The sequence below is a fragment of the Sphingopyxis sp. genome (assembly GCF_965279725.1).
In the GTDB taxonomy this organism is placed as follows: Bacteria; Pseudomonadota; Alphaproteobacteria; order Sphingomonadales; family Sphingomonadaceae; genus Sphingopyxis.
This window is the reverse complement of sequence record NZ_CBDIIL010000002.1, coordinates 269,105-291,026: the sequence shown is the minus strand read 5'-3', so window position 1 is coordinate 291,026 and position 21,922 is coordinate 269,105. Positions and strand designations below refer to the sequence as shown.

At 62.0% G+C, this 21,922-nt stretch carries 22 protein-coding genes and 1 tRNA gene; 13 read left to right on the top strand and 10 right to left on the bottom strand.

Features of this window, described 5'->3' with window-relative positions; all coding sequences use genetic code 11:
* Positions 1 to 53 precede the first annotated feature (53 nt).
* Positions 54 to 1,529 carry a M20 family peptidase gene (locus ACQY6T_RS05770; protein ID WP_428629418.1) on the top strand — a complete coding sequence of 492 codons (1,476 nt, stop codon included), beginning with the start codon at positions 54 to 56 and terminating at the stop codon, positions 1,527 to 1,529.
* Positions 1,530 to 1,573: 44 nt separating this feature from the next.
* Here the strand turns inward: ACQY6T_RS05770 and ACQY6T_RS05765 are convergent.
* The 3 genes from ACQY6T_RS05765 to ACQY6T_RS05755 all read right to left on the bottom strand — a co-directional run bounded on the left by ACQY6T_RS05765 (position 1,574) and on the right by ACQY6T_RS05755 (position 3,616).
* Positions 1,574 to 1,650 (bottom strand) — tRNA-Pro (locus ACQY6T_RS05765).
* Positions 1,651 to 1,705: 55 nt separating this feature from the next.
* The gene (locus ACQY6T_RS05760; protein ID WP_428629416.1) at positions 1,706 to 2,005 is read right to left on the bottom strand and encodes a hypothetical protein; all 300 of its coding nucleotides are present in this window, start codon (positions 2,003 to 2,005) and stop codon (positions 1,706 to 1,708) included.
* Between the two features lie 204 nt (positions 2,006 to 2,209).
* On the bottom strand, positions 2,210 to 3,616 hold the full coding sequence (locus ACQY6T_RS05755) for a M28 family peptidase (protein ID WP_428629414.1): 1,407 nt from the start codon (positions 3,614 to 3,616) through the stop codon (positions 2,210 to 2,212).
* Positions 3,617 to 3,748: 132 nt separating this feature from the next.
* Here ACQY6T_RS05755 and ettA point away from each other — a divergent pair, with 132 nt between their 5' ends.
* The 3 genes from ettA to ACQY6T_RS05740 all read left to right on the top strand — a co-directional run bounded on the left by ettA (position 3,749) and on the right by ACQY6T_RS05740 (position 6,332).
* The gene (gene ettA, locus ACQY6T_RS05750; protein WP_428629412.1) at positions 3,749 to 5,428 is read left to right on the top strand and encodes an energy-dependent translational throttle protein EttA; all 1,680 of its coding nucleotides are present in this window, start codon (positions 3,749 to 3,751) and stop codon (positions 5,426 to 5,428) included.
* 71 nt (positions 5,429 to 5,499) lie between these two features.
* Entirely contained in the window at positions 5,500 to 5,877 is a 378-nt protein-coding gene (locus ACQY6T_RS05745; protein ID WP_428629411.1) for a PaaI family thioesterase, read from the top strand.
* Positions 5,878 to 5,951: 74 nt separating this feature from the next.
* The gene (locus tag ACQY6T_RS05740; protein WP_428629409.1) at positions 5,952 to 6,332 is read left to right on the top strand and encodes an SCO4402 family protein; all 381 of its coding nucleotides are present in this window, start codon (positions 5,952 to 5,954) and stop codon (positions 6,330 to 6,332) included.
* 52 nt (positions 6,333 to 6,384) lie between these two features.
* On the opposite strand, the gene ACQY6T_RS05735 is transcribed toward ACQY6T_RS05740, so the two are convergent.
* On the bottom strand, positions 6,385 to 6,969 hold the full coding sequence (locus ACQY6T_RS05735) for a hypothetical protein (protein ID WP_428629407.1): 585 nt from the start codon (positions 6,967 to 6,969) through the stop codon (positions 6,385 to 6,387).
* Between the two features lie 14 nt (positions 6,970 to 6,983).
* Entirely contained in the window at positions 6,984 to 7,625 is a 642-nt protein-coding gene (locus ACQY6T_RS05730) for a carbonic anhydrase (RefSeq protein ID WP_428629405.1), read from the bottom strand.
* Positions 7,626 to 7,687: 62 nt separating this feature from the next.
* Between ACQY6T_RS05730 and lipA the strand changes: the two genes are divergently transcribed.
* Together lipA and ACQY6T_RS05720 are read left to right on the top strand one after the other, a co-directional pair.
* Positions 7,688 to 8,623, top strand: a complete 936-nt coding sequence (lipA, locus tag ACQY6T_RS05725) for a lipoyl synthase (protein ID WP_428629403.1) — start codon at positions 7,688 to 7,690, stop codon at positions 8,621 to 8,623.
* Between the two features lie 8 nt (positions 8,624 to 8,631).
* On the top strand, positions 8,632 to 9,111 hold the full coding sequence (locus tag ACQY6T_RS05720; protein ID WP_428629401.1) for a type II toxin-antitoxin system RatA family toxin: 480 nt from the start codon (positions 8,632 to 8,634) through the stop codon (positions 9,109 to 9,111).
* On the opposite strand, the gene ACQY6T_RS05715 is transcribed toward ACQY6T_RS05720, so the two are convergent.
* Together ACQY6T_RS05715 and ACQY6T_RS05710 are read right to left on the bottom strand one after the other, a co-directional pair.
* On the bottom strand, positions 9,054 to 9,611 hold the full coding sequence (locus ACQY6T_RS05715) for a CinA family protein (protein WP_428629399.1): 558 nt from the start codon (positions 9,609 to 9,611) through the stop codon (positions 9,054 to 9,056). The genes ACQY6T_RS05720 and ACQY6T_RS05715 overlap by 58 nt on opposite strands.
* 2 nt (positions 9,612 to 9,613) lie before the next feature.
* Positions 9,614 to 10,792, bottom strand: a complete 1,179-nt coding sequence (locus ACQY6T_RS05710) for a bifunctional 2-C-methyl-D-erythritol 4-phosphate cytidylyltransferase/2-C-methyl-D-erythritol 2,4-cyclodiphosphate synthase (RefSeq protein ID WP_428629397.1) — start codon at positions 10,790 to 10,792, stop codon at positions 9,614 to 9,616.
* A gap of 95 nt (positions 10,793 to 10,887) precedes the next feature.
* On the opposite strand from ACQY6T_RS05710, the gene dusB reads away from it, so the two are divergent.
* From dusB to hflX, 7 genes are all read left to right on the top strand, one after another.
* Entirely contained in the window at positions 10,888 to 11,886 is a 999-nt protein-coding gene (dusB, locus tag ACQY6T_RS05705) for a tRNA dihydrouridine synthase DusB (protein ID WP_428629395.1), read from the top strand.
* Complete coding sequence (locus tag ACQY6T_RS05700; RefSeq protein ID WP_428629394.1) at positions 11,883 to 12,974, top strand: two-component system sensor histidine kinase NtrB; 1,092 nt, start codon at positions 11,883 to 11,885, stop codon at positions 12,972 to 12,974. Before dusB ends, ACQY6T_RS05700 begins: the two co-directional genes overlap by 4 nt.
* Complete coding sequence (locus ACQY6T_RS05695; protein ID WP_428629392.1) at positions 12,971 to 14,380, top strand: sigma 54-interacting transcriptional regulator; 1,410 nt, start codon at positions 12,971 to 12,973, stop codon at positions 14,378 to 14,380. The genes ACQY6T_RS05700 and ACQY6T_RS05695 overlap by 4 nt, the downstream gene beginning before the upstream one ends.
* Before the next feature lie 93 nt (positions 14,381 to 14,473).
* Positions 14,474 to 16,765 (top strand): sensor histidine kinase, encoded by a 2,292-nt coding sequence (locus ACQY6T_RS05690; protein ID WP_428629390.1) that lies wholly within the window; start codon positions 14,474 to 14,476, stop codon positions 16,763 to 16,765.
* Complete coding sequence (locus tag ACQY6T_RS05685; protein WP_428629388.1) at positions 16,755 to 18,134, top strand: sigma-54-dependent transcriptional regulator; 1,380 nt, start codon at positions 16,755 to 16,757, stop codon at positions 18,132 to 18,134. Before ACQY6T_RS05690 ends, ACQY6T_RS05685 begins: the two co-directional genes overlap by 11 nt.
* Positions 18,135 to 18,248: 114 nt before the next feature.
* Positions 18,249 to 18,749: an RNA chaperone Hfq gene (gene hfq / locus ACQY6T_RS05680; RefSeq protein ID WP_428630382.1), complete on the top strand. Its 501-nt coding sequence runs from the start codon at positions 18,249 to 18,251 to the stop codon at positions 18,747 to 18,749.
* Positions 18,750 to 18,790: 41 nt separating this feature from the next.
* Positions 18,791 to 20,110 carry a GTPase HflX gene (gene hflX / locus ACQY6T_RS05675; protein ID WP_428629387.1) on the top strand — a complete coding sequence of 440 codons (1,320 nt, stop codon included), beginning with the start codon at positions 18,791 to 18,793 and terminating at the stop codon, positions 20,108 to 20,110.
* Here the strand turns inward: hflX and mazG are convergent.
* The 3 genes from mazG to ACQY6T_RS05660 form a co-directional block, all read right to left on the bottom strand.
* Entirely contained in the window at positions 20,085 to 20,861 is a 777-nt protein-coding gene (gene mazG / locus ACQY6T_RS05670; protein ID WP_428629385.1) for a nucleoside triphosphate pyrophosphohydrolase, read from the bottom strand. The two genes, hflX and mazG, sit on opposite strands and share 26 nt — an antisense overlap.
* 114 nt (positions 20,862 to 20,975) lie before the next feature.
* A complete protein-coding gene (locus tag ACQY6T_RS05665; RefSeq protein ID WP_428629383.1) occupies positions 20,976 to 21,152 on the bottom strand; it encodes a hypothetical protein in 177 nt (58 codons plus the stop codon).
* A complete protein-coding gene (locus ACQY6T_RS05660) occupies positions 21,149 to 21,913 on the bottom strand; it encodes an MBL fold metallo-hydrolase (protein ID WP_428629382.1) in 765 nt (254 codons plus the stop codon). The genes ACQY6T_RS05665 and ACQY6T_RS05660 overlap by 4 nt, the downstream gene beginning before the upstream one ends.
* Between the last annotated feature and the right edge of the window lie 9 nt (positions 21,914 to 21,922).

Sequence of the window (21,922 nt, the reverse complement as noted above, 5' to 3'; positions counted from 1 at the left end):
CCTTGCAAATCGCAACTGATGACGGTCCATTGCACCGGCAGAAGGAGAGGGACATGGGAAAGCGGCGGACGATCCTGATCGGAGGGCTTGCGGTCATTGCGGTCGTGGCGGGAACGGTCGCGGTGCGCACCGCGACCTTCGCACCCACGGATATTGCCGACGGCAGCGACGTCCGGCTTGCGGCGACGCCGACCTATGATTTGCAGGCCGCGGTTGTGCACCTGAGCGCGGCGGCGCAGATCAAGACGATTTCGCATCAGAATGCGGCCCAGAATGACATTGCCGAATGGGATCGGCTACACAGCTGGCTGGCCGCGACCTATCCAGCCACCCATCGCGCCATGACGCGCACCATATTGCCGAACCGCACCCTCATCTATCATTGGCCGGGCAGCGACACATCGCTGGCGCCGATCATCGTCATGGCGCACCAAGATGTGGTACCGGTCACCGAAGGCACCGAAGCTGACTGGAAATACCCGCCCTTCGCTGGGACGGTTGCCGAACAAGCCGTTTGGGGGCGCGGTACTGTCGACGACAAGGGGTCGCTGATCGGTCTGTTCGAAGCGCTCGAAGCGCTGGCGGCGCAGGGGTTCCAACCCAAGCGCAGCATTTACTTAGTTTCCGGTCATGATGAAGAGGCGGGCGGCGCAGGGGCCGTTGGGGCGGCCGCAAAACTGAAGGCCGACGGGGTGCGCGCCCTTTTTACACTCGATGAAGGCAGCGTGGTGCTCCGCGATACACCGGTGATCAACGGTCCGGCTATCCTGATCGGCATCGCTGAAAAGGGCTATGCGACGCTTCAGGTCACTGCCAATGCGCCCGGCGGGCATAGTTCGATGCCGCCCGCCGAAACCGGTGTGACGACGCTGGCGCGCGCTGTCCTCGCGATCGCGGAAAGCCCATTCCCCGTCGAAATGCGCGGCCCTGGTGCGGCCATGGTCGAATCATTGGCGGCGCGTAAGGGTGGCACAACAAAGATGGCGGTCGCCAATCAATGGCTGTTCTCGCCGATTTTGAAACGCCAGCTCGCGGCATCGCCGTCGACGGCGGCGGCTTTTCACACCACCATCGCGCCAACGATGCTGGTGGGAAGCCCGAAGGAGAATGTGCTGCCGCAATCGGCGACGGCGCTGATCAACTATCGCATCGCGCCGTGGAACAAATCGGCCGACGTCATGGCGCGGGCAAAGGCGGCGGTTGGTGATGCGCCGGTCGAACTCAGCTGGGTCAAGCCGCCGAACGAACCTTCGCGCGTTTCTTCGACCAGTTCGCGAGGCTGGAGATATGTCGTCGCCGCCGCGCGCGCCGACGCGCCCGACGCCGTGGTCGCACCCTTTCTCGTTGTGGCCGCGACCGACAGCCGCAGCATGGAGTCGATTTCGCAGGATGTGTACCGCTTCATGCCGATGCACTTCACATTGAAGGAAACCGCGATGATCCACGGCACCAACGAACATATGAAAGTCGACAGCTTCAAACGCATGATCGATTTCTATGCGCGGCTGATCGCGACCTCTGCCGGGTGATTTGCGGCCCGGGTAACTTGGGCTGGATTGATCTGGGAGGATAGTGGTCGGGGAGACAGGATTCGAACCTGCGACATCCTGCTCCCAAAGCAGGCGCGCTACCGGGCTGCGCTACTCCCCGACTACTGGTTGGCGCCTTAGACAGGGCGAAGGCGCAAGTCTATCCCGCGTAAGCATTAGGCAAAGAAAAAGGCGGCCTTCCCGAAGGAAGACCGCCCGTTTCTCGTTTCAGTCAACGCCCCGAAGGGCTGTGACTTACTTCTTTTCTTCAGCCGGAGCGGCAGCAGCCGGAGCAGCAGCGGCATCAGCCGGAGCAGCCATGGCGTCGGCCGGAGCAGCAGCTTCTGCACCAGCAGCAGCAGCGTCGGCACCAGCAGCAGCGGCTTCAGCGCCAGCAGCAGCGGCGTCGGCGCCTTCTTCAGCAACTGCTTCAGCAGCAGGAGCTTCCGTGGTGGCTTCTTCAGCAGCCTTTTCACCGCAAGCGGCGAGGGCGAACATGCTGGCAGCAACGGCGATAGCAGCAAATTTCTTCATGATGTGTGGGCTCCCTAAAATGCCTTAACGCGATGGGGAACTTTCCCGTCCCGCGAGCGGCGGGATTTAGCCGTTCCATGTGAATCGTCAACAAAAATAATTGAGATGGTCAGCGGGCTCGGAAATCTGTCATTTCTGAGTCACAATCAGGGAAGCTCGGTATCGCTGCTATCGGCGAGAATCGCCAAAGCAGTCGTCCAGACCATGACATTTTGCCGCAGCTGGACCGGATCGATCTTGTCCAGCGTGTCATCGGGCGTGTGGTGCAGATCGAAATAGCGCGTGCCATCCTGGGCAAAGTCGATCGCGGGAACGCCCGCCGCGACCAATGCGCCGATGTCGGCGCCGCCGCCTGCCGGGTCTTTGCCGCGGACAACCCCATAAGACGCAATCGCCGCGCTGATCCGGTCGGTGAGCGACTTTGCACTGTCAGGCAGCTTGAAATCGACCCGCCACACGCGGTCGGCGCCGAAATCTGATTCCATCGCGACGGCATGCTTTTCTTTCCCATACGCGTTGAAATAGGCCTTGCCGCCGAACACTCCGACTTCTTCTGCGCCCGCCCACAGGATGCGGATGGTGCGGCGCGGCTGGCCCGCCATCATCACATATTTGGCAGCTGCTGTGATGATCCCGCAACCCGCCGCATCGTCGATCGCGCCGGTACCAAGGTCCCAGCTGTCGAGGTGGCACGCGAGGATGATCGGGCTGGCGGCGGGGTCGCTGCCGGGAACTTCGGCGATGACATTGCCCGACGTCTGCTGCCCCAGGTTCCGCGGCGTTAGCAGCAGCTTCATGCGCAGCGCTTCGGGCGTGTCGCCATGCCCGCTCGCCGGTCGCATTGCCTGCGCGCGCGTCCATTGACGGACCAACTGGTCGGCATCGGGGTTCGACAGCGCGCCAGCCGGGATCGGTTTGACGCCGGTATCAAAATTGGTGACTCCCGTGTGCGGGTTGCGGTGGCTGTCGGTACCGATCGAGCGGATGACGATGGCGATCGCACCCTTTTTCGCCGCAACATTGGGACCAGTGAAGCGGCCGCGGCCATAAGTGCCATAGCCGCTGCCGTCCTGGGTTGGCGCCATCTTGTGGTCGATAAAGACGATCTTGCCTTTGACGGCGCGATCGGGTGCGGCCTGCAACGCGTCGAAGCTGGCGAAATACACGACCTCGCCCTCAATCCCTTTCGGGCCGGTCGGTGCGCTGTTCCCCAGCGCGGCAATGGCCAGTTTCTGAGGGTGGAACGGACCAATCAACGACGCCTGTTCTTCGCCGCGAACCCAGGTCGGCATCTTGAACTTTTCTTCGCGGACGTTCTGGAACCCCATCTCTCGCAGGCGTTGGACGGCCCAGGTTCGCGCCGCAGCTTCGGCTTCGGTCGCGGCCTGACGCGGTCCGATTTCGGTGGTGAGGTCTTCGACAATCCACCACGCAAGGTCTTGCCCTTGCTGCGCCAGTTCCGCCGCGACAGGTTCGGCGGCGAGGGTGGTGGTGCTGACGATGGCGGCAGCGGACAGGGCGAAGAGGCGAATAGCGCGACCAATGATTTTCATGCCACATCCCTAACGAGTTCGCGCCGCCAACGGCAAGCGTCGATTGCCAAATTCGCGCCCATTCGCTAACCGCCCCACGATTCCTTCTCGTCCGGCCGCGCGCGCGGCCCAGCCCATATTCGGAGCATTTCCATGGCCGCCCAATATAGTTTCGTGATGAAGGGTCTGAACAAGACCTATCCCGGCGCGCAAAAGCCGACACTCAAGGATCTGAGCCTGCAATTTTATCCCGATGCCAAGATCGGCATCGTTGGCCCGAACGGCACCGGCAAGTCCACCTTGATGAAGATCATGGCGGGTATCGACACTGAATTTACCGGCGAAGCCTGGGCGGGTGAAAACATCACGGTCGGTTATCTGGCGCAGGAGCCCGAGCTCGACCCGACCAAGACGGTCAAGGAAAACGTCATGGACGGCGTCCGCGAAGTCGCCGACATGATGGAGCGCTTCAACGAAATCAGCACGCTGATGGGTGATCCCCCCGCCGACGCCGACTTCGACGCGTTGATGGAGGAAATGGGTACGCTGCAGGAAAAGATCGACGCGGTCGACGGCTGGACCCTCGACAACCAGCTCGAAATCGCGATGGAGGCTTTGCGCTGCCCGCCGGGCGATGCGAGCGTCGAGAGCCTGTCGGGCGGCGAAAAGCGCCGCATCGCGCTCACCCGCCTGCTGCTCGAAAAACCCTCGATCTTGCTGCTCGACGAACCGACCAACCACCTCGATGCCGAAAGCGTAGCTTGGCTCGAAAAGCATCTTGTCGACTATCCGGGCAACGTCATCCTCGTCACCCACGATCGCTACTTCCTCGACAATGTCGTGAACTGGATCCTTGAACTCGATCGCGGGCGCTATTTTGTCTATGAGGGCAACTACTCCACCTACCTCGAAAAGAAAGGCAAGCGCCTCGAGCAGGAATCGCGCGAGGACGCCGGTCGCCAGAAGGCGATCAAGGACGAGCTCGAATGGATCCGGCAGTCGCCGAAAGCCCGCCAGGCCAAATCAAAGGCGCGTATCAAAAGCTTTGACCAGCTGGTCGAGGCGCAGGAAAAGCGCATCCCCGGCAAGGCGCAGATCGTCATTCAGGTTCCCCAGCGCCTTGGCGGCAAGGTTATCGAGGTCGAAAACATCTCGAAAGCCTATGGCGACAAGCTGCTCTTTGAAGACCTGTCCTTCTCGCTGCCGCCCGGCGGCATCGTCGGGGTCATCGGTCCGAACGGCGCCGGCAAGTCGACCCTGTTCAAACTGATCACCGGACAGGAAATCCCCGACAGCGGGCAGGTCGTCATCGGCGATACTGTCCACCTTGGCTTCGTCGACCAGAGCCGCGACGATCTGAAACCCGATAACAATGTCTGGCAGGAAATTTCGGGCGGCGCCGAAATGATGAACATCGGCAAGCACGAAATGCAGACGCGCGCCTATGTCGGCGCCTTCAACTTCAAGGGTGTCGACCAGCAGAAAAAGGTCGGCCAGCTGTCGGGCGGCGAACGCAACCGCGTCCATATGGCCAAGATGCTGAAACAGGGCGGCAACGTTCTGCTGCTCGACGAACCGACCAACGATCTCGACACCGAAACGCTCGCCGCGCTTGAAGAAGCGCTGGAGAATTTCGCAGGCTGCGCGGTGGTCATCAGCCATGACCGCTTCTTCCTCGATCGCCTCGCGACCCACATCCTCGCGTTCGAGGGCGACAGCCATGTCGAATGGTTCGAAGGCAATTTCGAATCCTATGAAGAAGACAAGATCCGCCGCCTCGGCGACGACGCAACGCGGCCGCATGCGACGTCGTACAAAAAGCTGACGCGCTGACCGGCGTGGGGGAGGCGGCGCCTGTTTCATCGAGTGCGATCCGCTTGGATGCGGACGCGCTAAACGCCTTTTTGACCGAGGCCTTTCCCCATTCGGCCCCCGGCACGCGCGGTCATGTCGAGTCGGCCGCACCCGGGCATATCCAGGCGCGGATGGACCCGACCGACAAGGCACTGCGTCCCGGCGGCCTGATTTCTGGACCGACCCAGATGGGCTTCGCCGACATGGCTGCCTATGCGCTCGTCCTCGCACATATCGGCCCCGTGGCGATGGCCGTAACCAGCGCGCTCAACTACCAGTTCCTGCGCCCGTGCCGGCCGGGTCCGCTGTTTGCCGACGCAAACATGCTGCGCCTTGGCAAGCGGCTGGCGGTAATGGATGTGCGGATATGGACGGACGATCCTGACAGGCCGGTGGGGCAAGCAAATGTGACTTACGCGATTCCCTAACTGGCGTGATCGACGACGGCTACCGACCAATTGCGGACATTGCAGTCAATCGCGATCATAGTTACCGTCGCAATATGACGGATGATCACTCATTCCTGCCTGCTTCGCTTGCCAATCCGGAAAAGCGAGAAGAGCTCATTCTATATCTCCAAGAGCTAGCGGCGGAAGATCCGGAAGAACTGTGGCACAACGAGCGCGAACAAGGACTGATGCCTAGCATCGATCAGATTTTTCATTTCTTCTTTGACGACAATGATTTTGATGAACGCGCGATCGGCGAAAGTCTTTTGGACACAGAAGAAGCCAAGACCATCGACGAGGTGAAGGCCTTGTTGGACGCGATGCTTGTGGACCTACCCAAGGGAGAAGACGCAGCATTCGTCAGCCATCACTTATGGCCACGCTTGCGCACTAGGGCGCAAGCCGCACAATCTGCTTTTGAAGCGCGGACCTAAACGGCAGCTTCCCACCCCAAACATGCCGTTTACCGAACAACCGCTTATGTGATCAGCGTATCGCGGGTGGAACTTCCCACAACACCAATTTGGTGGCGTGAACATCCTCACGCGCCTTGGCGGCGTCGAGGCGTTCCAACTTGATGCTGCCCTTCAAGGCGCCCATTTCGATCATCGCGCCGATCACGACGACCCCGCCCGCGCCGACATCAATGTCGAATTCGGCAGGATGCGCCAGCTTTGCCTTGGCGGTCGCGATATGCAGGTGATGTCGCCCCGGCTCAACATCGGCCATCAGCATCTGGCCCGACTTAATCTGACCCTTTGCCGATCCGTCGAGGATCACGTTCATGCCCTGTAGCGCCGCAACAAAGCCGCGGCGCGTGACATGGATGCGCGCTTTCCCCGCAGGCGCCTGCATTGTCCGCGCGTCGGCGATGACAGCGGTATCGGCCTTGGCGCCGCTCTTGTTACTCGACAGCGCCCAGAAACAGAAGATCACGATGCCGCCGATCAGCAGCACCGACAGGATGAGCAAGGTTCCTGGCGACAGGACGCTGGCCAGCGATGGCCCCATGAACGCGCCGACTACCGCCGCTACAAAAATGAGGGTCAGCCACATCGCATTCTTGCTCATAATGCGCTCCTGTTTCAGGCGGCGGGCACGAATTCCCCGGTCGCTTCGTCCAATAAATGCAGCACCCCATCGCTGATCGCGAAAAAGGCGCCGCGGACGCGCAATGTGCCGCGCCGCTCTTTTTCCTGAATGCAGGGAAAAGTCCTGAGATTGTCTATGCTTACGCGCACCGCTGCCAGCTCCATCGCACGGCCTGCTTCGCGGTTGTTGATGTCGGGGTGGTCGCTGCGTACCTGCGCGCTGGCGTCATCGAGCATCGCGATCCAGTCGGCGATGAAACCGCCGCGTCCGGGCTCGGCGCCCGCCATCGAGCGGTGCAGCGCCGCGTGGCAGCCGCCGCACAGACCGTGGCCCATCACGACGATCTCCTCGACGTGCAGAAACTGAACCGCAAATTCGAGCGCCGCCGACACGCCGTGGCGACCGGGCGTGGTCTCGAACGGCGGAACCAGCGCTGCGACGTTGCGGACGACGAAGATTTCGCCCGGATTGGTGTCGAAAATCTGCGACGGTTCGACGCGGCTGTCGGAACAGGCGATCACCATCACCTTGGGCGATTGTCCCTCGGCCAACCCGTCCCAGCGTTCGCGCTGTTCTTGCCAGCCGCCGTCACGGAAACGGCGGTAACCTTCGATCATCTGTGCAAAGTGAGTCATGGACGCGCCTTAGCATAGGTAGAGAGGTTGAGAAGAGCCGCGCGCGGGACTATGTGATCGAAATGAACGCTCCTGCACAACCCGCATCCACTCCCAGCCAGCGCCAGCGCAAGCCCGACTGGATTCGTGTCAAAGCGCCAACCAGCCCCGGCTATGCCGAAACGCGCAAGCTGATGCGCGAGCTGAACCTCAACACGGTGTGCGAAGAGGCGGCGTGCCCGAACATCGGCGAATGCTGGACTAAAAAACACGCGACGGTGATGATCCTGGGCGACACCTGTACCCGCGCCTGCGCCTTCTGCAACGTCAAGACCGGGATGCCGCGCGCGGTCGATCTGCTCGAACCCGAACATACGGCGATCGCGGCGGCGAAGATGGGGCTCAGCCACATCGTCATCACCTCGGTCGATCGCGACGACCTGCCCGATGGCGGCGCGAGCCAGTTCGTCAAGGTTATCAACGCACTGCGCCGCGAAACGCCCCAGACGACGATCGAAATCCTGACCCCCGATTTCCGTAACAAGCCCGAAAGCGCGGTGGCGGCGATCGTCGATGCGCGGCCAGACGTCTATAACCATAATCTCGAAACCGTGCCGCGGCTCTATCCGACGATCCGCCCCGGCGCGCGATACTATGCCTCGCTGCGCCTGCTCGAAAGCGTGAAACGCCGCGATCCGTCGATCTTCACCAAATCGGGGATCATGCTCGGGCTCGGCGAACAGCGGATGGAAGTGCACCAGGTGATGGACGACATGCGCAGCGCGGACATCGATTTCATGACGATGGGGCAGTACCTGCAGCCGACGCCGAAGCACGCCAAGGTGATCGACTTCGTGACCCCGCAAGCGTTTGACGCCTATGCCCAGATCGCGCGCGCCAAAGGGTTCCTGCAGGTCGCTTCGTCGCCGCTGACGCGCTCAAGCTATCACGCCGGCGACGATTTCGAACGGATGCGCGCGGCGCGTGAGGCGCAGCTGGCACGCGCCAACGCCGGCTGATTCCGCTCTTGCCAAGGCACCACGAAACCCGCGTCCTGCCGTATAGCGACGAGCAGATGTTTGCGCTCGTCACCGATATCGAGCGCTATCCGGAGTTTCTGCCGTGGGTGATCGCGCTGCGTCTGCGCAGCGAGAGCGAACAGGAAGCTGTCGCCGACATGATCGTCGGGTTCAAAGGGCTGCGCGAAAGCTTTTCCTGCCGAGTCCACAAACAGCGGCCGCGCGAGGTCATTGTCAGCTATATCGACGGACCTATGCGTCACCTCAGCAATGAATGGCATTTTACTGCGGTCGAGGGCGGCGGGTGCCGCGTCGACTTCATGGTCGACTTCGCTTTCCGCAGCCGGATGTTCGAAGCACTGGCCGGGCAGATGTTCGACAAGGCGCTGCGCAAGATGATCACGGCGTTCGAAACGCGCGCCGACGATCTTTATGCTGCGGGCAGCGCAATATCTTCCGAGGGCCGCAGTTCGTCTCTTTCGGGCTGAAGCAGATCGAGCGCGAACAGGGTCGCATGATGGCGAATTGTGGCGCGATCATTTGATTCGAACTGGACCCGCTGGCTGAAATAGTCGTCGGGATCCTGGCCGCGCAGCGCGCGGGCGAAAACGACCAAGCCCACCGGTTTCTTTTCCGATCCGCCGCCAGGGCCGGCGATGCCGGTGATCGCGACGGCAATATCGGCGTCGCTGTTGGCAAGCGCACCTGCCGCCATAGCCCACGCGGTAGCGAGCGAGACCTCGCCAAAGGTTTCCAGGATTTCGCTGCTCACGTCGAGTTGGCTCTGCTTGGCATCGCCTGAATAGGTGATGAAGCCCGCCGAAAAAACATCCGAACTACCAGCGATGTCGGTCAGCGCCGCGCTGACCATGCCGCCGGTGCAGCTTTCGGCGACCGCCACTTTGCGCCCCGCAGCGCGATTGTTGGCGAGCACAATCGTTGCAAGCGCGTCGCGCACGGCAAGCCGCGATTCATCGTCAGGCAGCACGGTCAATTCTCCGGAAGTTGCAAAGTCGCGACAGCCTGCGCAGCGATCCCCTCGCGGCGACCGGTGAACCCCAGCCGCTCCGTCGTTGTCGCTTTTACACTAACTCGTTCGAGCGGGATCGCAAGGATTTCGGCGATGCGGGAGCGTATCGTCCCACGGTGTGGGCCAATCTTGGGTGCTTCGGCGATGATCGTCAGGTCGACATGATCGATACGACCGCCCCGTTCTGCGACGCGGGTCGCAGCAAAGTCGAGGAAGCGGTACGAAGCAGCACCCCGCCATTGCGGATCGCTCGGTGGGAAATGATCGCCGATGTCGCCGTCGCCGAGCGCACCGAGGATCGCGTCGGTCAGCGCATGAAGCCCGACGTCGGCATCGCTGTGACCTTCAAGACCATGACTATGCGGGATTTCTATGCCGCCGATCCACAGCGGCTTGTCGGCGACAAGGCGGTGGACATCATATCCCAAGCCGACCGTGGTACGTGTCATAGTCCTGATTCCCAGCAGGCCGAAGAGGATCGCCATATCCTCGGCATATGTCAGTTTGTGGAGCCGGGCCTCGCCAGGCACCGCCGCGACCGCGACGCCCAGTCGCCGGACAAGCTGCGCATCGTCGGTCGCGGTCGCCCCGACCGCCGCGACATGGGCTCGGCGCAATGTCCCAAGACGAAACGCCTGCGGCGTCTGAACGCGGGCCAGCGTACTGCGGTCGACGACGTCGCCTGCCGCATCGTCCGTTTGTTCGACAAGTGTATCGGGAACCGGCAGCGTGGGAATCGCGGCCTCGGCGTCGACTAGCGCCGCGAGCAAGCGATCGATTACCTCCGCGCTCACGCCGGGCCGCGCGGCATCGTGAACAAGCACCAGCGCATCGTCATCCCAATCGGAGAGCCCCACGAGCGCATTGGAGACAGATTGTTGCCTTTCGGCGCCGGGATCGGCGGAGATCCAGCCTGCCGGCAAGGGTCCTGCGGCCGCCATGACGTCGCAATTCGCCACCAGCACGCCGCCGGCCACCGCGGGATGCGCGGCAAAGGCGTCGAGGCTCCAGCGCAGCACCGGCTTGGCGCCCAGCATCGCGAGCTGCTTCGGGACGTCGAATCCCGCGCGCACGCCTTGACCGCCGGCCAGCAGCACGACCGCGACGAGCGGGGCAGGGGAAGAAGCGAAATCGTTCATATCACGCGCCGGGTAGCGCAGCCACGCCTTGCGGGGAAGCGGCTTAGCGTGTACGGGCTGCTCAAATTTTAGGCAATTAGACGAAAGCTTCCCCCATGGCGCCGCTGCGGCCCATCCAGATCGGCAACATCACCATCGCGGATCCCGTAATCCTCGCGCCGATGACGGGCGTCACCGACATGCCTTTCCGCACGCTGGTGCGTCGCTATGGTTCTGGGCTGAATGTTACGGAGATGATCGCGAGCCAGGCCGCGATCCGCGAAACGCGTCAATCGATCCAGAAAGCCGCGTGGCATCCGGTCGAAGAACCGGTGTCGATGCAACTCGTCGGCTGCACCCCCTATGAAATGGGCGAGGCAGCGAAGCTGAACGAAGATCGCGGCGCCGCGATCATCGACATCAACATGGGCTGCCCGGTGCGCAAGGTGACCAGCGGCGACGCGGGGTCGGCGCTGATGCGCGATTTGAAGCTCGCATCGGCGCTGATCAAAGCCTGCGTCGAGGCGGTCAAGGTGCCTGTGACGGTCAAGATGCGAATGGGGTGGTGCCACGACAGCCTGAACGCCCCCGAACTGGCGCATATCGCTGAGGATCTGGGCGCGAAGCTGGTGACGGTTCACGGCCGCACCCGTAACCAGATGTACCGCGGCGAAGCCGACTGGAGCTTTATTCGTTCGGTCAAGGACGCGGTATCGATCCCGGTGATCGCCAATGGCGACATTTGCTCGGCCGACGACGCGCGCACCGCGCTGGCGCAAAGCGGCGCCGATGGCGTGATGATCGGTCGCGGCGCCTATGGTCGTCCCTGGCTGCTTGGGCAGGTCATGGCGGCGCTGCGCGGCGAGGGCGATCGGCCTGATCCCGGTATCGACGAACAATATGACGTCATTACATCGCATTACCGCGCGATGATCGACCATTACGGCGAGATTACCGGGGTCAATATGGCGCGCAAGCATCTCGGCTGGTACGTCAAGGGGCTGCACGGCTCGGCCGAATTCCGCAACATGGTCAACCAGATCCCCAGCAGCCGCGACGTGCTCGATGCGCTCGAACGTTTTTACACGCCGTTCCTGAGCAAGGCCGCCGCGTGAGCGCGCTCACGTCGAGCATACCGAGCTTCGACCACGACGAGCTGATCCAGTCGCATCCCATCCCGACATTGTTAATCGACAAGGGCGGCGTCGTGTTGTTCGTCAACGCCGCCGCCGAGCAGATGTGCAACGTCAGCCGTTCGGCAATGGTGGGGCGCGTCGTTTATGATGTGATCGACATGGATCGCAGCTATCGCCAACGGATGAGCGACGCAGCGACGTCGGCGTTGTTCGCGCATCGTGCCGAAATTTCGGTTGGCGGGCGCAAGACGATTTTCGTTGATATGCAGATGGTCCCTTATGGCCATAGCGGCCACCGTATCCTGGCGCTCGTCCCCGCGCAAAGCGAGACCGAACTGATGGGCGGTGCGATCGGGCGATCGGGCCGCGCCGCAGGGGGCGCCGCATCCATGCTGGCGCACGAGATCAAGAACCCGCTCGCAGGGATCAAGGGCGCGGCGCAGCTGCTGGCACGCAAGACCGACATCAGCGGCGAGCGTTTCACGACGCTGATCTGCACCGAGGTCGACCGGATCGCGACGCTGATCGACCAGATGGAGCATTTTTCGCGGGGACAGCCGATCGCCTGCGCGCCGATAAACCTTTATCAACCGATCCATCAGGCGATGGAAACGGCGCGCGCGCGCCAGTTTCCAGGAGTTCGCTTTGCCGAGGATTTCGATCCGTCGTTGCCGCTCGTGCATGGGAATCATGACGCCATGGTGCAGATTTTGCTCAATCTGGTGACCAATGGTTGCGAGGCTTTGGGTGGGCGCGACGATGGAGTTGTGCGGCTGGCGACCGCCTATCGCCACGGCCTGTCGATCGACAATGGCGACGGGCGCGGTCGCATCGCGCTGCCGATCGAAGTCAGCGTCAGCGACAACGGCCCCGGCGTCCCCGCTGACATCCGCGGCGACCTGTTCGACCCCTTCGTCACGACGAAGCGTGAGGGACGGGGGCTTGGCCTGGCGCTCGTCGCCAAGCTGGCGCGCGACATGGGCGGCACCGTCCAGCATATACGCGACGGTGAATGGACCCGCTTTCGTGTGCACCTCCCCGTCGCACAAAAGGGACGAGCCGGATGAGCAACGGCAAGGTAATCCTGCTGGTCGAGGATGATCCCGCGATCGCGATGATCATCCGCGAAACGCTGGTCGGCGAGTGTGGACAGTTCGTGTCGGTCGGCAGCATCGCCGAACGCAACGCATGGCTGGCCGACAACCGTCCCGATCTGGTGATCACTGACGTCGTCCTGCCCGATGGCGACGGCATCGATTCGCTGCGGGTGGATGGCGGTACATCGGTGATCGTGCTGTCGGCGCAGAACACTTTGGACACCGCGGTGCGCGCGACCGGCATCGGCAGTTACGACTATCTGCCCAAACCCTTCGATCTCGACGAGCTGACCGCGAGCGTTCGCGCCGCGTTGCAACGGCGCGCCGAACCGGCGGCAAGGCCTGATTCGGCGCAAGCTGATAGCCACGGCTTGGTCGGCCGCGCCCCGGCGATGCAGGCGGTGTATCGCACCATCGCGCGCCTCGCTTCGAACGACCTCGCGGTGTTGATCCTTGGCGAATCGGGAACGGGCAAGGAAGTCGTCGCGCGCGCCGTTCATGCGACCGGGCTGCGCCGGACCGGTCCCTTCGTCGCGATCAACATGGCGGCGATTCCGCGAGAATTGATCGAAGCCGAACTGTTCGGGCATGAAAAGGGCGCGTTCACCGGGGCGCACAGCCGCAATGCCGGACGCTTTGAGCAGGCCGCCGGCGGAACGCTGTTCCTCGATGAAATCGGTGACATGCCACTGGAGGCGCAGACGCGTCTGCTGCGTGTCCTGCAAAGCAACGAATATTCAACCGTCGGCGGCAATCAGGCACTCCGTGCCGATGTTCGCGTTATCGCCGCGACGCACCGCGACATGCGGACGCTGGTTGCGGATGGCCGGTTCCGCGAGGATTTATTCTATCGGCTCAACGTCATTCCGGTGACTCTACCGCCGCTGCGCGACCGGCGTAGTGACATTGCCGCGCTGGTCCGCCACTTCGTCGAAGCGGGGCGTAGCTCGGGATTGCCAGACCGCCAGTTCGCGCCCGCCGCGATGCAATGGCTGGAACGTTATGACTGGCCGGGCAATGTTCGCGAACTCGGCAACGTCGTCCAGCGACTGGCGGTGCTGTCGCGGGATACCGTGGTCACGGTACGCGACGTCGAGACGGTTCTGCACGAAAATGGCGAGGGTGGGGGCGCGGCGGCACCTGCGGATCTGATCGCCCGCGCCGTCGATGACTGGGCGCGTGAGCATATGGCAAGCGAGGCACCCGACGGCGAACTTCATCGCCAACTCGAAGCGATCGTCGAGGCGGCTTTGTTCCGCCGCGTCCTGCGCGATGTGCGTGGCAACCAGCTGGAGGCGGCGCGGCGGCTCGGCATCAATCGCAACACGCTGCGCAAACGGCTGGGGCAGCTGGATATCGACCCGACCCATCCATGAGCATAAGAAACTAGCTCAAAATAGAGGCGTTTGAGCCCTCCAGGCGCAGTTTGTGTGTTTTCTATGCAACAGGTTTGTCGTAGCATGGCAACAATGGCGCAAGCGGCTCCCCTGACCTTCGACGTCGATTCCGACGAACCGGACGCGCGTTCGGGGTTCTGGCGTTTTGCGGCCCCCGAATATTATACGCTGGCGCTGATCGTTAGCATTGGCTTGGCGACATATGTTTTTGTGACCGGCGATGCGCAGAGCGAACGGCTGCTGACCCCGGCGCTGGTTGCGGCGATCATGGTCGCTAATCTGGTCCCCGCGATGGCGCTGATAGTGCTGATCGGCAGCCGCGTGGCGCGTGCGCGCGCGGTGCGGTCGATGGAGGGTGGCAATGGGCGACTGCACGTACGGCTTGTCGCTCTGTTCTCACTGATCGCGGCGACACCGACCTTGCTCGTCGTGATCTTTGCGTCGCTGCTGTTCCAGTTCGGCGTCGATTTCTGGTATTCGGACCGATCGCGAGGGATGTTTGAAAACGCCGCTACTCTTGCGCAGTCCTTTTACGAGGAAAGCCAGAAGTCGGTCGCCGTACAGACTTCCACGATGGCGGGAGACCTGAGCAAATATCTCGACACCCAAGCTATCGACAGCATAAGTTTTCAGGACGCCTATGGGTTTCAGGTGGTCGTCCGCGAACTCACTGAATCGGCGATCATAGAAATGGGTCGCGATGGCGTACCGCGCACCGCAGTGATGATCGACCCCGACAATCGAGCTGCGGAAGGCCGCGTTTCGCTGGCGACCATAAAGCGGCTCAATGCTGGCGAAGACGTTGTCGTCACCCGAAGCGCCAACCGGATCGAAGCTGTCGCGCGGCTTCCGGGTCGGCCCAATGCATTTCTTTATGCGTCGCGGGCGGTATCCAGCCTGGGTCAACAGCAATTCGAGCTCGCTCGCACGGTTCTGGGGGATTACAATGCGCTGTTTCAGCGCTCACAGCTGCTGCAGCTCCAGTTCAATGGGGCACTCTATCTTGGTTCCCTGCTGCTCCTCGCGTTCGCCGTTATCGCCGCGATCGTAGTCGCCGACCGCATAGTTCGGCCGTTGGGAACGTTAATCGGCGCGACCCGCACGGCGGCGGACGGCGACCTGTCGGTGCGCGTCACGCCGCCGGCGCGCGACGACGAGATTGCTGTGCTGACGCGCGCGTTCAACCGGATGACCGAGCAGTTGGAAGGACAAACGGGCGCGCTAGTCAGTGTCAACGCACAGCTCGAAGCACGGCGCAGCTTTATCGAAGCGGTGCTCAGCGGCGTGTCGTCAGCGGTCGTATCGGTCGATGCCGATCACCACATCCTGCTGGCCAATGCGGCGGCGGAAAGGCTGATCTGCCAATCGAGCGACTGCCTGACGGGCCGTCCGCTGGCCGAAGTGGCGCCCGAGCTGGCGCAATTGCTGATCGGCAATGAGCGGGAGGCCATCGTTCAGCTGGCCCGCGCGAACGCCGAGCCCGCGACACTCGCGGCCAAAGCGGTCGCGCTGGGTGACGGCTTTGTCCTGAGTTTCGAGGATATTACCCAGCAATTGCTCGATCAGCGCCGTGCCGCCTGGTCCGACGTCGCGCGGCGCATCGCGCACGAGATCAAGAACCCGCTCACCCCGATTCAACTCGCCGCCGAGCGGCTGCAACGACGCTTCGGTGACAAGGTCGAGGGTGACAGCGCGACGTTCAAGAAATTGACCGATACGGTCATTCGGCAGGTTCACGACATGCGCCGGATGGTCGACGAGTTTTCCAGTTTCGCGCGCATGCCCAAACCGACGTTCGGGGTCGAGGATGCGCGCGATATCCTGCGCCAGGCCGTATTCCTGTTCGAAGTCGCCAAACCCGACATCGTCTTTACGGTGAATATTCCCGACGGGATCGAACCGCTGGTCTGCGATCGCCGCCTGTTGTCACAGGCGATGACGAATATCGTTAAAAATGCCGTAGAAGCTATTGAAGAACAATCAAAAAATTCGACGACGGTTCCAGTCGGTCATATCGATGCCGAGCTGGCGATTGGAGCGCAGGGCGAGATGGTGATCCGCATCATCGACGATGGAATCGGGCTGCCGCAAGCGCGCGAGGCGATCGCCGAACCCTATATGACGACGCGCCAGGGCGGCACCGGGTTGGGCCTCGCGATCGTCAAAAAAATCGTCGAGCAACATTATGGCGAGTTAGAGTTTTCGGACAATCCGGCGGGACAGGGGACTTGCGTCACGTTGACGCTTTACCCCGAGCGGCTACGTCCCTTGGCGGGCACAGGCGAAGAAACATACATGGGACAAGCAGAATCGGTTCCGGGGCGGATCCGCAATCGACAGGACAAAGACGAACATGGCGCTTGATATTCTGATCGTCGATGACGAGCGCGACATTTGCGAACTCGTCGCCGGCGTCATGGAGGACGAAGGTTATGAGGCACGGACCGCGTCCGACAGCGATTCCGCGCTAGAGGCCATCCGCCAGCGGCGCCCGTCGCTGGCGCTGATCGACGTCTGGTTGCAAGGATCGCGGCTCGACGGACTGGGACTCGTCGAGGCGATCAAGGCGTTCGACCCGACGCTGCCGATCATCGTCATTTCGGGCCATGGCGGGCTCGACACCGCGGTCGCAGCGATCCGGCGCGGCGCCTATGATTTCATCGAAAAGCCGTTCGAGGCTTCTCGCCTGCTCCACTTGGTCGCGCGCGCGACCGAAAGCGAGCGGCTAAAGTTCGAATATGAGCAGCTGCGCGAAAAGGCAGGGCCGTCCGACGAACTGACCGGCGCCAGTGCGTCGATCAACAATGTCCGCGCCACGTTAAAGCGCGTGGCAAGTACCGGCAGCAGGGTGCTGATCACCGGCGCGCCGGGGGTCGGCAAGGAAGTCGCTGCGCGCGTGCTGCACGGGTGGAGCGGGCGACAGAACGCGCCTTTTCGCGTCATTTCCTCTGCACGGATGGATCCCGAGACGGTCGAAACCGAATTATTTGGTTCCGAATCCGACGACGGATCGATCCGCGTCGGGCTGCTCGAACAAGCGCATGGCGGCACATTGTTTCTGGACGAAGTTGCCGACATGCCGCTGACGACGCAGGGTAAGATTCTGCGCGTGCTGACCGACCAGAGCTTTACGCGTGTCGGCGGCCGCACGATGATCCGCGTCGATGTGCGGATCATTTCCGGGTCGGCGCGCGATCTGACGACCGAAATCGCCGAGAGCCGCTTTCGCGAAGATCTTTATTATCGGCTGAACGTCGTCCCGGTACATATTCCGCCGCTGCGCGAGCGCCGCGATGATATTGCCAGCCTGTGCGACCATTACGTCCGTCGCTATGCCGCCGACCGCCGCGTCCCGCCGCCCGAGATCAGTTCGGAAGCGATGGCGGCTTTGCAGGCGCATGAATGGCCGGGAAACGTCCGCGAATTGCGCAATGTGATCGAGAGGGTGATGATTTTGGCGCCGAGCGACCGGCTGGCGCGGATCGATGCCGATATGCTGCCTGCCGAGTTGGTCCGCGGCGGTACCGACATCCTGCACAATTCGGAATCGATCACCGCGATCCCGTTGAAAGAAGCGCGCGAGAATTTCGAACGTGAATATCTGCGGATCCAGATCAACCGCTTTTCCGGCAATATATCGCGCACCGCGACCTTCATCGGCATGGAACGCTCGGCGTTGCACCGCAAACTGAAACTTTTGGGTCTCACTGAGAGTTCGGACGGTGAAGGGTAGGGCTTTGCGCTAGACCTTGCGCGAGCTTTGCCGCATATTAACGTGAAGAAGAAGGTTTTAACGCCGGAAAACCGGCCATACCCGCGGTTGTACCGCCAAAAACAGGAGGCAAATGTGTCCGATAAGAACCAGAATCTCCAAGATATTTTTCTCAACGCCCTGCGCAAAAGCAAAACCCCGGTCACGATGTTTCTCGTCAAGGGTGTGAAGCTTCAGGGCATCATCACTTGGTTCGACAATTTCTCGCTGCTGCTGCGCCGTGATGGCCAATCGCAGCTGGTGTATAAACATGCGATCTCGACAGTAATGCCGTCGCACGATTTCGATCTCTCGCTGCTTGGCGGCAATTTGCGCGATTCGCCTCCGAGTAAGGGCAAGGCATTGCAGGATGTGTTCCTGAACGCCGTGCGCAAATCGGATGAATCGGTCACGATGTTCCTCGTCAATGGCGTGATGTTGCAGGGCGATATCGTGGCGTTCGACCTGTTCTGCATGCTGCTCGAACGCGAGCGGCAGGTTCAGCTGGTGTATAAGCACGCGATTTCGACGGTGCAGCCGAACGGCCCGATCAACCTGACCGACAGTGAGCCAGACGCAGAAGCGGACAACGCCTGATCGATCCGCATAATGCCCAGATAGGTAACAGCGAAGACGAGGTGACGCGCGGCGCCGCCGCGCTTCTGGTCGTGCCCGAGTGGCATACCCAGCGCCTGTCGCGTGACCTCGACGCGCGCGCCGAGGAGGCGAAGGGGCTGGCGCTGGCGATTGGACTAGAAGTCGTCGCGGTGCACACGCTTCGTCTGCGCCAGACACGCGCCGCGACACTACTTGGTGTCGGTCAGATCGAAGCGATCACGCCCGATATCGAAAAGCATGGGGTTCAGCTCGTCGTTGTCGACGCGGCGCTCAGTCCGATCCAGCAGCGCAATCTGGAAACGGCGTTCGGCACCAAGGTGATCGACCGCACCGGGCTCATCCTCGAAATCTTCGGCGAACGCGCCGCGACGGCCGAGGGACGGTTGCAGGTCGAACTGGCGCATCTGGATTATCAGGCGGGCCGGCTGGTCCGTAGCTGGACCCACCTCGAACGCCAGCGCGGCGGCTTCGGCTTCCTGGGCGGCCCAGGCGAAACCCAGATCGAGGCCGATCGGCGGATGATCCGCAACCGCATGGCGCGCATCCGGCGCAGCCTGGAGGACGCGCGGCGTACGCGTCAGTTGCAGCGGTCAAAGCGTCAGCGCGCGCCATGGCCGGTGGTCGCGCTGGTCGGTTACACAAACGCCGGAAAATCGACGTTCTTCAATCACTTGACGGGAAGTGACGTCATGGCGGAAGATATGCTTTTCGCTACGCTTGATCCGACGATGCGCGAGATTCGACTTCCAGGTATCGACAAGGCGATCCTGTCCGATACCGTGGGCTTTGTGTCCGACCTGCCTACCGAGCTCGTCGCTGCTTTCCGTGCAACGCTGGAAGAAGTGACGACCGCCGACCTGATCGTCCACGTCCGCGACATCGTCCATCCCGACAGCGACGCGCAATATGACGATGTGCGGGCGATCCTGAGCTCGCTCGGCGTGAACGGGGCGCAGGATGACGGGGAGGGCGACGCGCCGCCGACAATCCCACAGATTGAAATCTGGAACAAGATCGACACGGCCGATGCGGAGCGCCGAGCCGGAGTCGAGGAGATGGCGGCGCGGCGGACTGACGTCGCGGTGATATCGGCGGTCTCGGGGGAGGGTGTCGAGGCGGCGCGTATCCTGATGGCGGCGCACCTTACCGCGCTGCACAAGCTTCAGCGCATTTATCTGGCGTATAGCGAGGGTGAAGCGGCGGCGTGGCTTCACGCGCGCGGGGAAGTCATGTCCGACGAACCGGTGGGCGAGGGGCATGTACTGACCGTCCGGCTCGATCCCGCGGACAGTGCGCGCTTCGAACGGCTCTGGCCTACGACCGACGCTCCGACGCCTTGACCGCCAGCCAATGCGCTTCCTGCGCATCGAGTGACAGGCCCGACAGGCTTCCGCCGGCACGATCTTCCATCGCCGCGAAACGGCGCGCAAATTTGACGTTGGCGTCGCGCAGCGCGCCTTCGGCGTCGACGCCAAGGTGACGAGCATAATTCACCACCGCTAACAACAGGTCGCCGACTTCTTCGTGCCGCTCGGCTTCGCTTCCAGCGTTCGCCACCTCGGCCAGTTCCTCGGTAATCTTGTCACGTGGTCCGTCGGCGTCGGGCCAGTCGAAACCGACGCGTGCAGCCCGGCCTTGCAACTTCTGCGCGCGGAGCAGTGCGGGCAAAGATAGCGCCACGCCCGCCAGTGCGCTCGTCTGGCCATCCTCGTCGCGTTCGTCGGCCTTGATTTGTTCCCATTGCAACCGAACGTCGTCCGTTTTGCTGTCACCGAAGATATGCGGATGGCGGCGCTCCATCTTGTCGCTGATCGCATTCGCGACGTCGTCGAAGCCGAACAGACCGTCGTCGGCCGCAATCTGGCTGTGGAACACGACCTGGAGAAGCAGGTCGCCGAGTTCGTCGCAAATGGCGCCGGGATCACCGCCAGCGATCGCATCGGCAACCTCATAGGCTTCCTCAATCGTGTACGGCGCGATCGTCGAGAAGTCCTGCGCGAGATCCCATTCGCAGCCGCCGTCGGGATTGCGCAGTTGCGCCATGATGGCGAGCAGGCGATCGATGGGGGATGACGTCACAGCCTCGGGCATAAATTTATCCGATAATATATATTATGTTAAATCATCCAATGGATCAGGAGAGCGAAACCCCCCTGCCGTTGAAATCATTCCCATTTCAAGGCCCACGTTGGTGCCTTCCGGCAATCAGGTAACGAGCTGCCACGTCCGTATCACAACAAACACCAGCCCAAAGATGGCGACCCAAGCCAGCGCCATCTTGAGCCAGTCGGCCATCGGCAACCGCCTCGCCACCAACGAACTGATCACCAGCGTGAACGCGCCGACAAACCAGATCAGCTGTACGCCTGTCTCGCCGCTCATAGCTGCACCTCCAGCCCGTCATAACCCGGTTCGACGCCCGGCGGCAATTCGGCCGCAAGGTCGTCATAATCCATCGTATTGTCCATATGCGTGATGATCGCACGCGGATTGCCGACCTTTTCGAGTGCCGCGAGTGACATGGCGAGATGCGGATGGGTCGGGTGCGGATAACGGCGCAGCGCATCGATCACAAACAGATCGACGCCCTGAAAGAAGTCGACCATCTCGTCGGTAAACTTCGAAAAATCAGTGGCATATCCGATTTTATGCACACCGTCGCTGAAGATAAGTCCGCTCGCCTTGATCGGGCCGTGCGGCATTTCGATCGCAGACACCTCGATCGGGCCGATCGATTGATGGTCCATCAAATCGATCGGATCGACCAACGCCGGATAGCCGGCGTTTCCGGCAAAGGCATAGGTAAAGCGCCATTTGAGCGTGTCGAGCACATGGCCCCTGGCATAAGCCGGCACCAGCGAGCCGCGCAGGTGCATGATCTGGCGCAGGTCATCGAGCCCGTGGCAGTGATCGGCATGTTCGTGGGTCCAGATGATCCCGTCGACGACACCGACTTCGGCATCGAGAAGTTGCAGCCGCATGTCGGGACTGGTGTCGACGAGCAGGCGAAAGCCGCCCAGCGAGATCAGGATCGACGACCGGCTGCGCAGGTTGCGCGGATTGTCGGGGTCGCATTGTCCCCAATCGTTGCCGATACGCGGGACGCCCGACGACGTGCCGCAACCCAAGATGCGAACCTTCATGGACTTTGT

Bases quoted from the DNA above. Each gene is read 5' to 3' on its own strand.
- ACQY6T_RS05770 (WP_428629418.1), top strand. From the start codon at position 54: ATGGGAAAGCGGCGGACGATCCTGATCGGAGGGCTTGCGGTCATTGCG.
- ACQY6T_RS05755 (WP_428629414.1), bottom strand. From the start codon at position 3,616: ATGAAAATCATTGGTCGCGCTATTCGCCTCTTCGCCCTGTCCGCTGCC.
- ettA (WP_428629412.1), top strand. From the start codon at position 3,749: ATGGCCGCCCAATATAGTTTCGTGATGAAGGGTCTGAACAAGACCTAT.
- ACQY6T_RS05740 (WP_428629409.1), top strand. From the start codon at position 5,952: ATGACGGATGATCACTCATTCCTGCCTGCTTCGCTTGCCAATCCGGAA.
- ACQY6T_RS05735 (WP_428629407.1), bottom strand. From the start codon at position 6,969: ATGAGCAAGAATGCGATGTGGCTGACCCTCATTTTTGTAGCGGCGGTA.
- ACQY6T_RS05730 (WP_428629405.1), bottom strand. From the start codon at position 7,625: ATGACTCACTTTGCACAGATGATCGAAGGTTACCGCCGTTTCCGTGAC.
- lipA (WP_428629403.1), top strand. From the start codon at position 7,688: ATGAACGCTCCTGCACAACCCGCATCCACTCCCAGCCAGCGCCAGCGC.
- ACQY6T_RS05710 (WP_428629397.1), bottom strand. From the start codon at position 10,792: ATGAACGATTTCGCTTCTTCCCCTGCCCCGCTCGTCGCGGTCGTGCTG.
- dusB (WP_428629395.1), top strand. From the start codon at position 10,888: ATGGCGCCGCTGCGGCCCATCCAGATCGGCAACATCACCATCGCGGAT.
- ACQY6T_RS05695 (WP_428629392.1), top strand. From the start codon at position 12,971: ATGAGCAACGGCAAGGTAATCCTGCTGGTCGAGGATGATCCCGCGATC.
- ACQY6T_RS05690 (WP_428629390.1), top strand. From the start codon at position 14,474: ATGGCGCAAGCGGCTCCCCTGACCTTCGACGTCGATTCCGACGAACCG.
- ACQY6T_RS05685 (WP_428629388.1), top strand. From the start codon at position 16,755: ATGGCGCTTGATATTCTGATCGTCGATGACGAGCGCGACATTTGCGAA.
- mazG (WP_428629385.1), bottom strand. From the start codon at position 20,861: ATGCCCGAGGCTGTGACGTCATCCCCCATCGATCGCCTGCTCGCCATC.
- ACQY6T_RS05665 (WP_428629383.1), bottom strand. From the start codon at position 21,152: ATGAGCGGCGAGACAGGCGTACAGCTGATCTGGTTTGTCGGCGCGTTC.
- ACQY6T_RS05660 (WP_428629382.1), bottom strand. From the start codon at position 21,913: ATGAAGGTTCGCATCTTGGGTTGCGGCACGTCGTCGGGCGTCCCGCGT.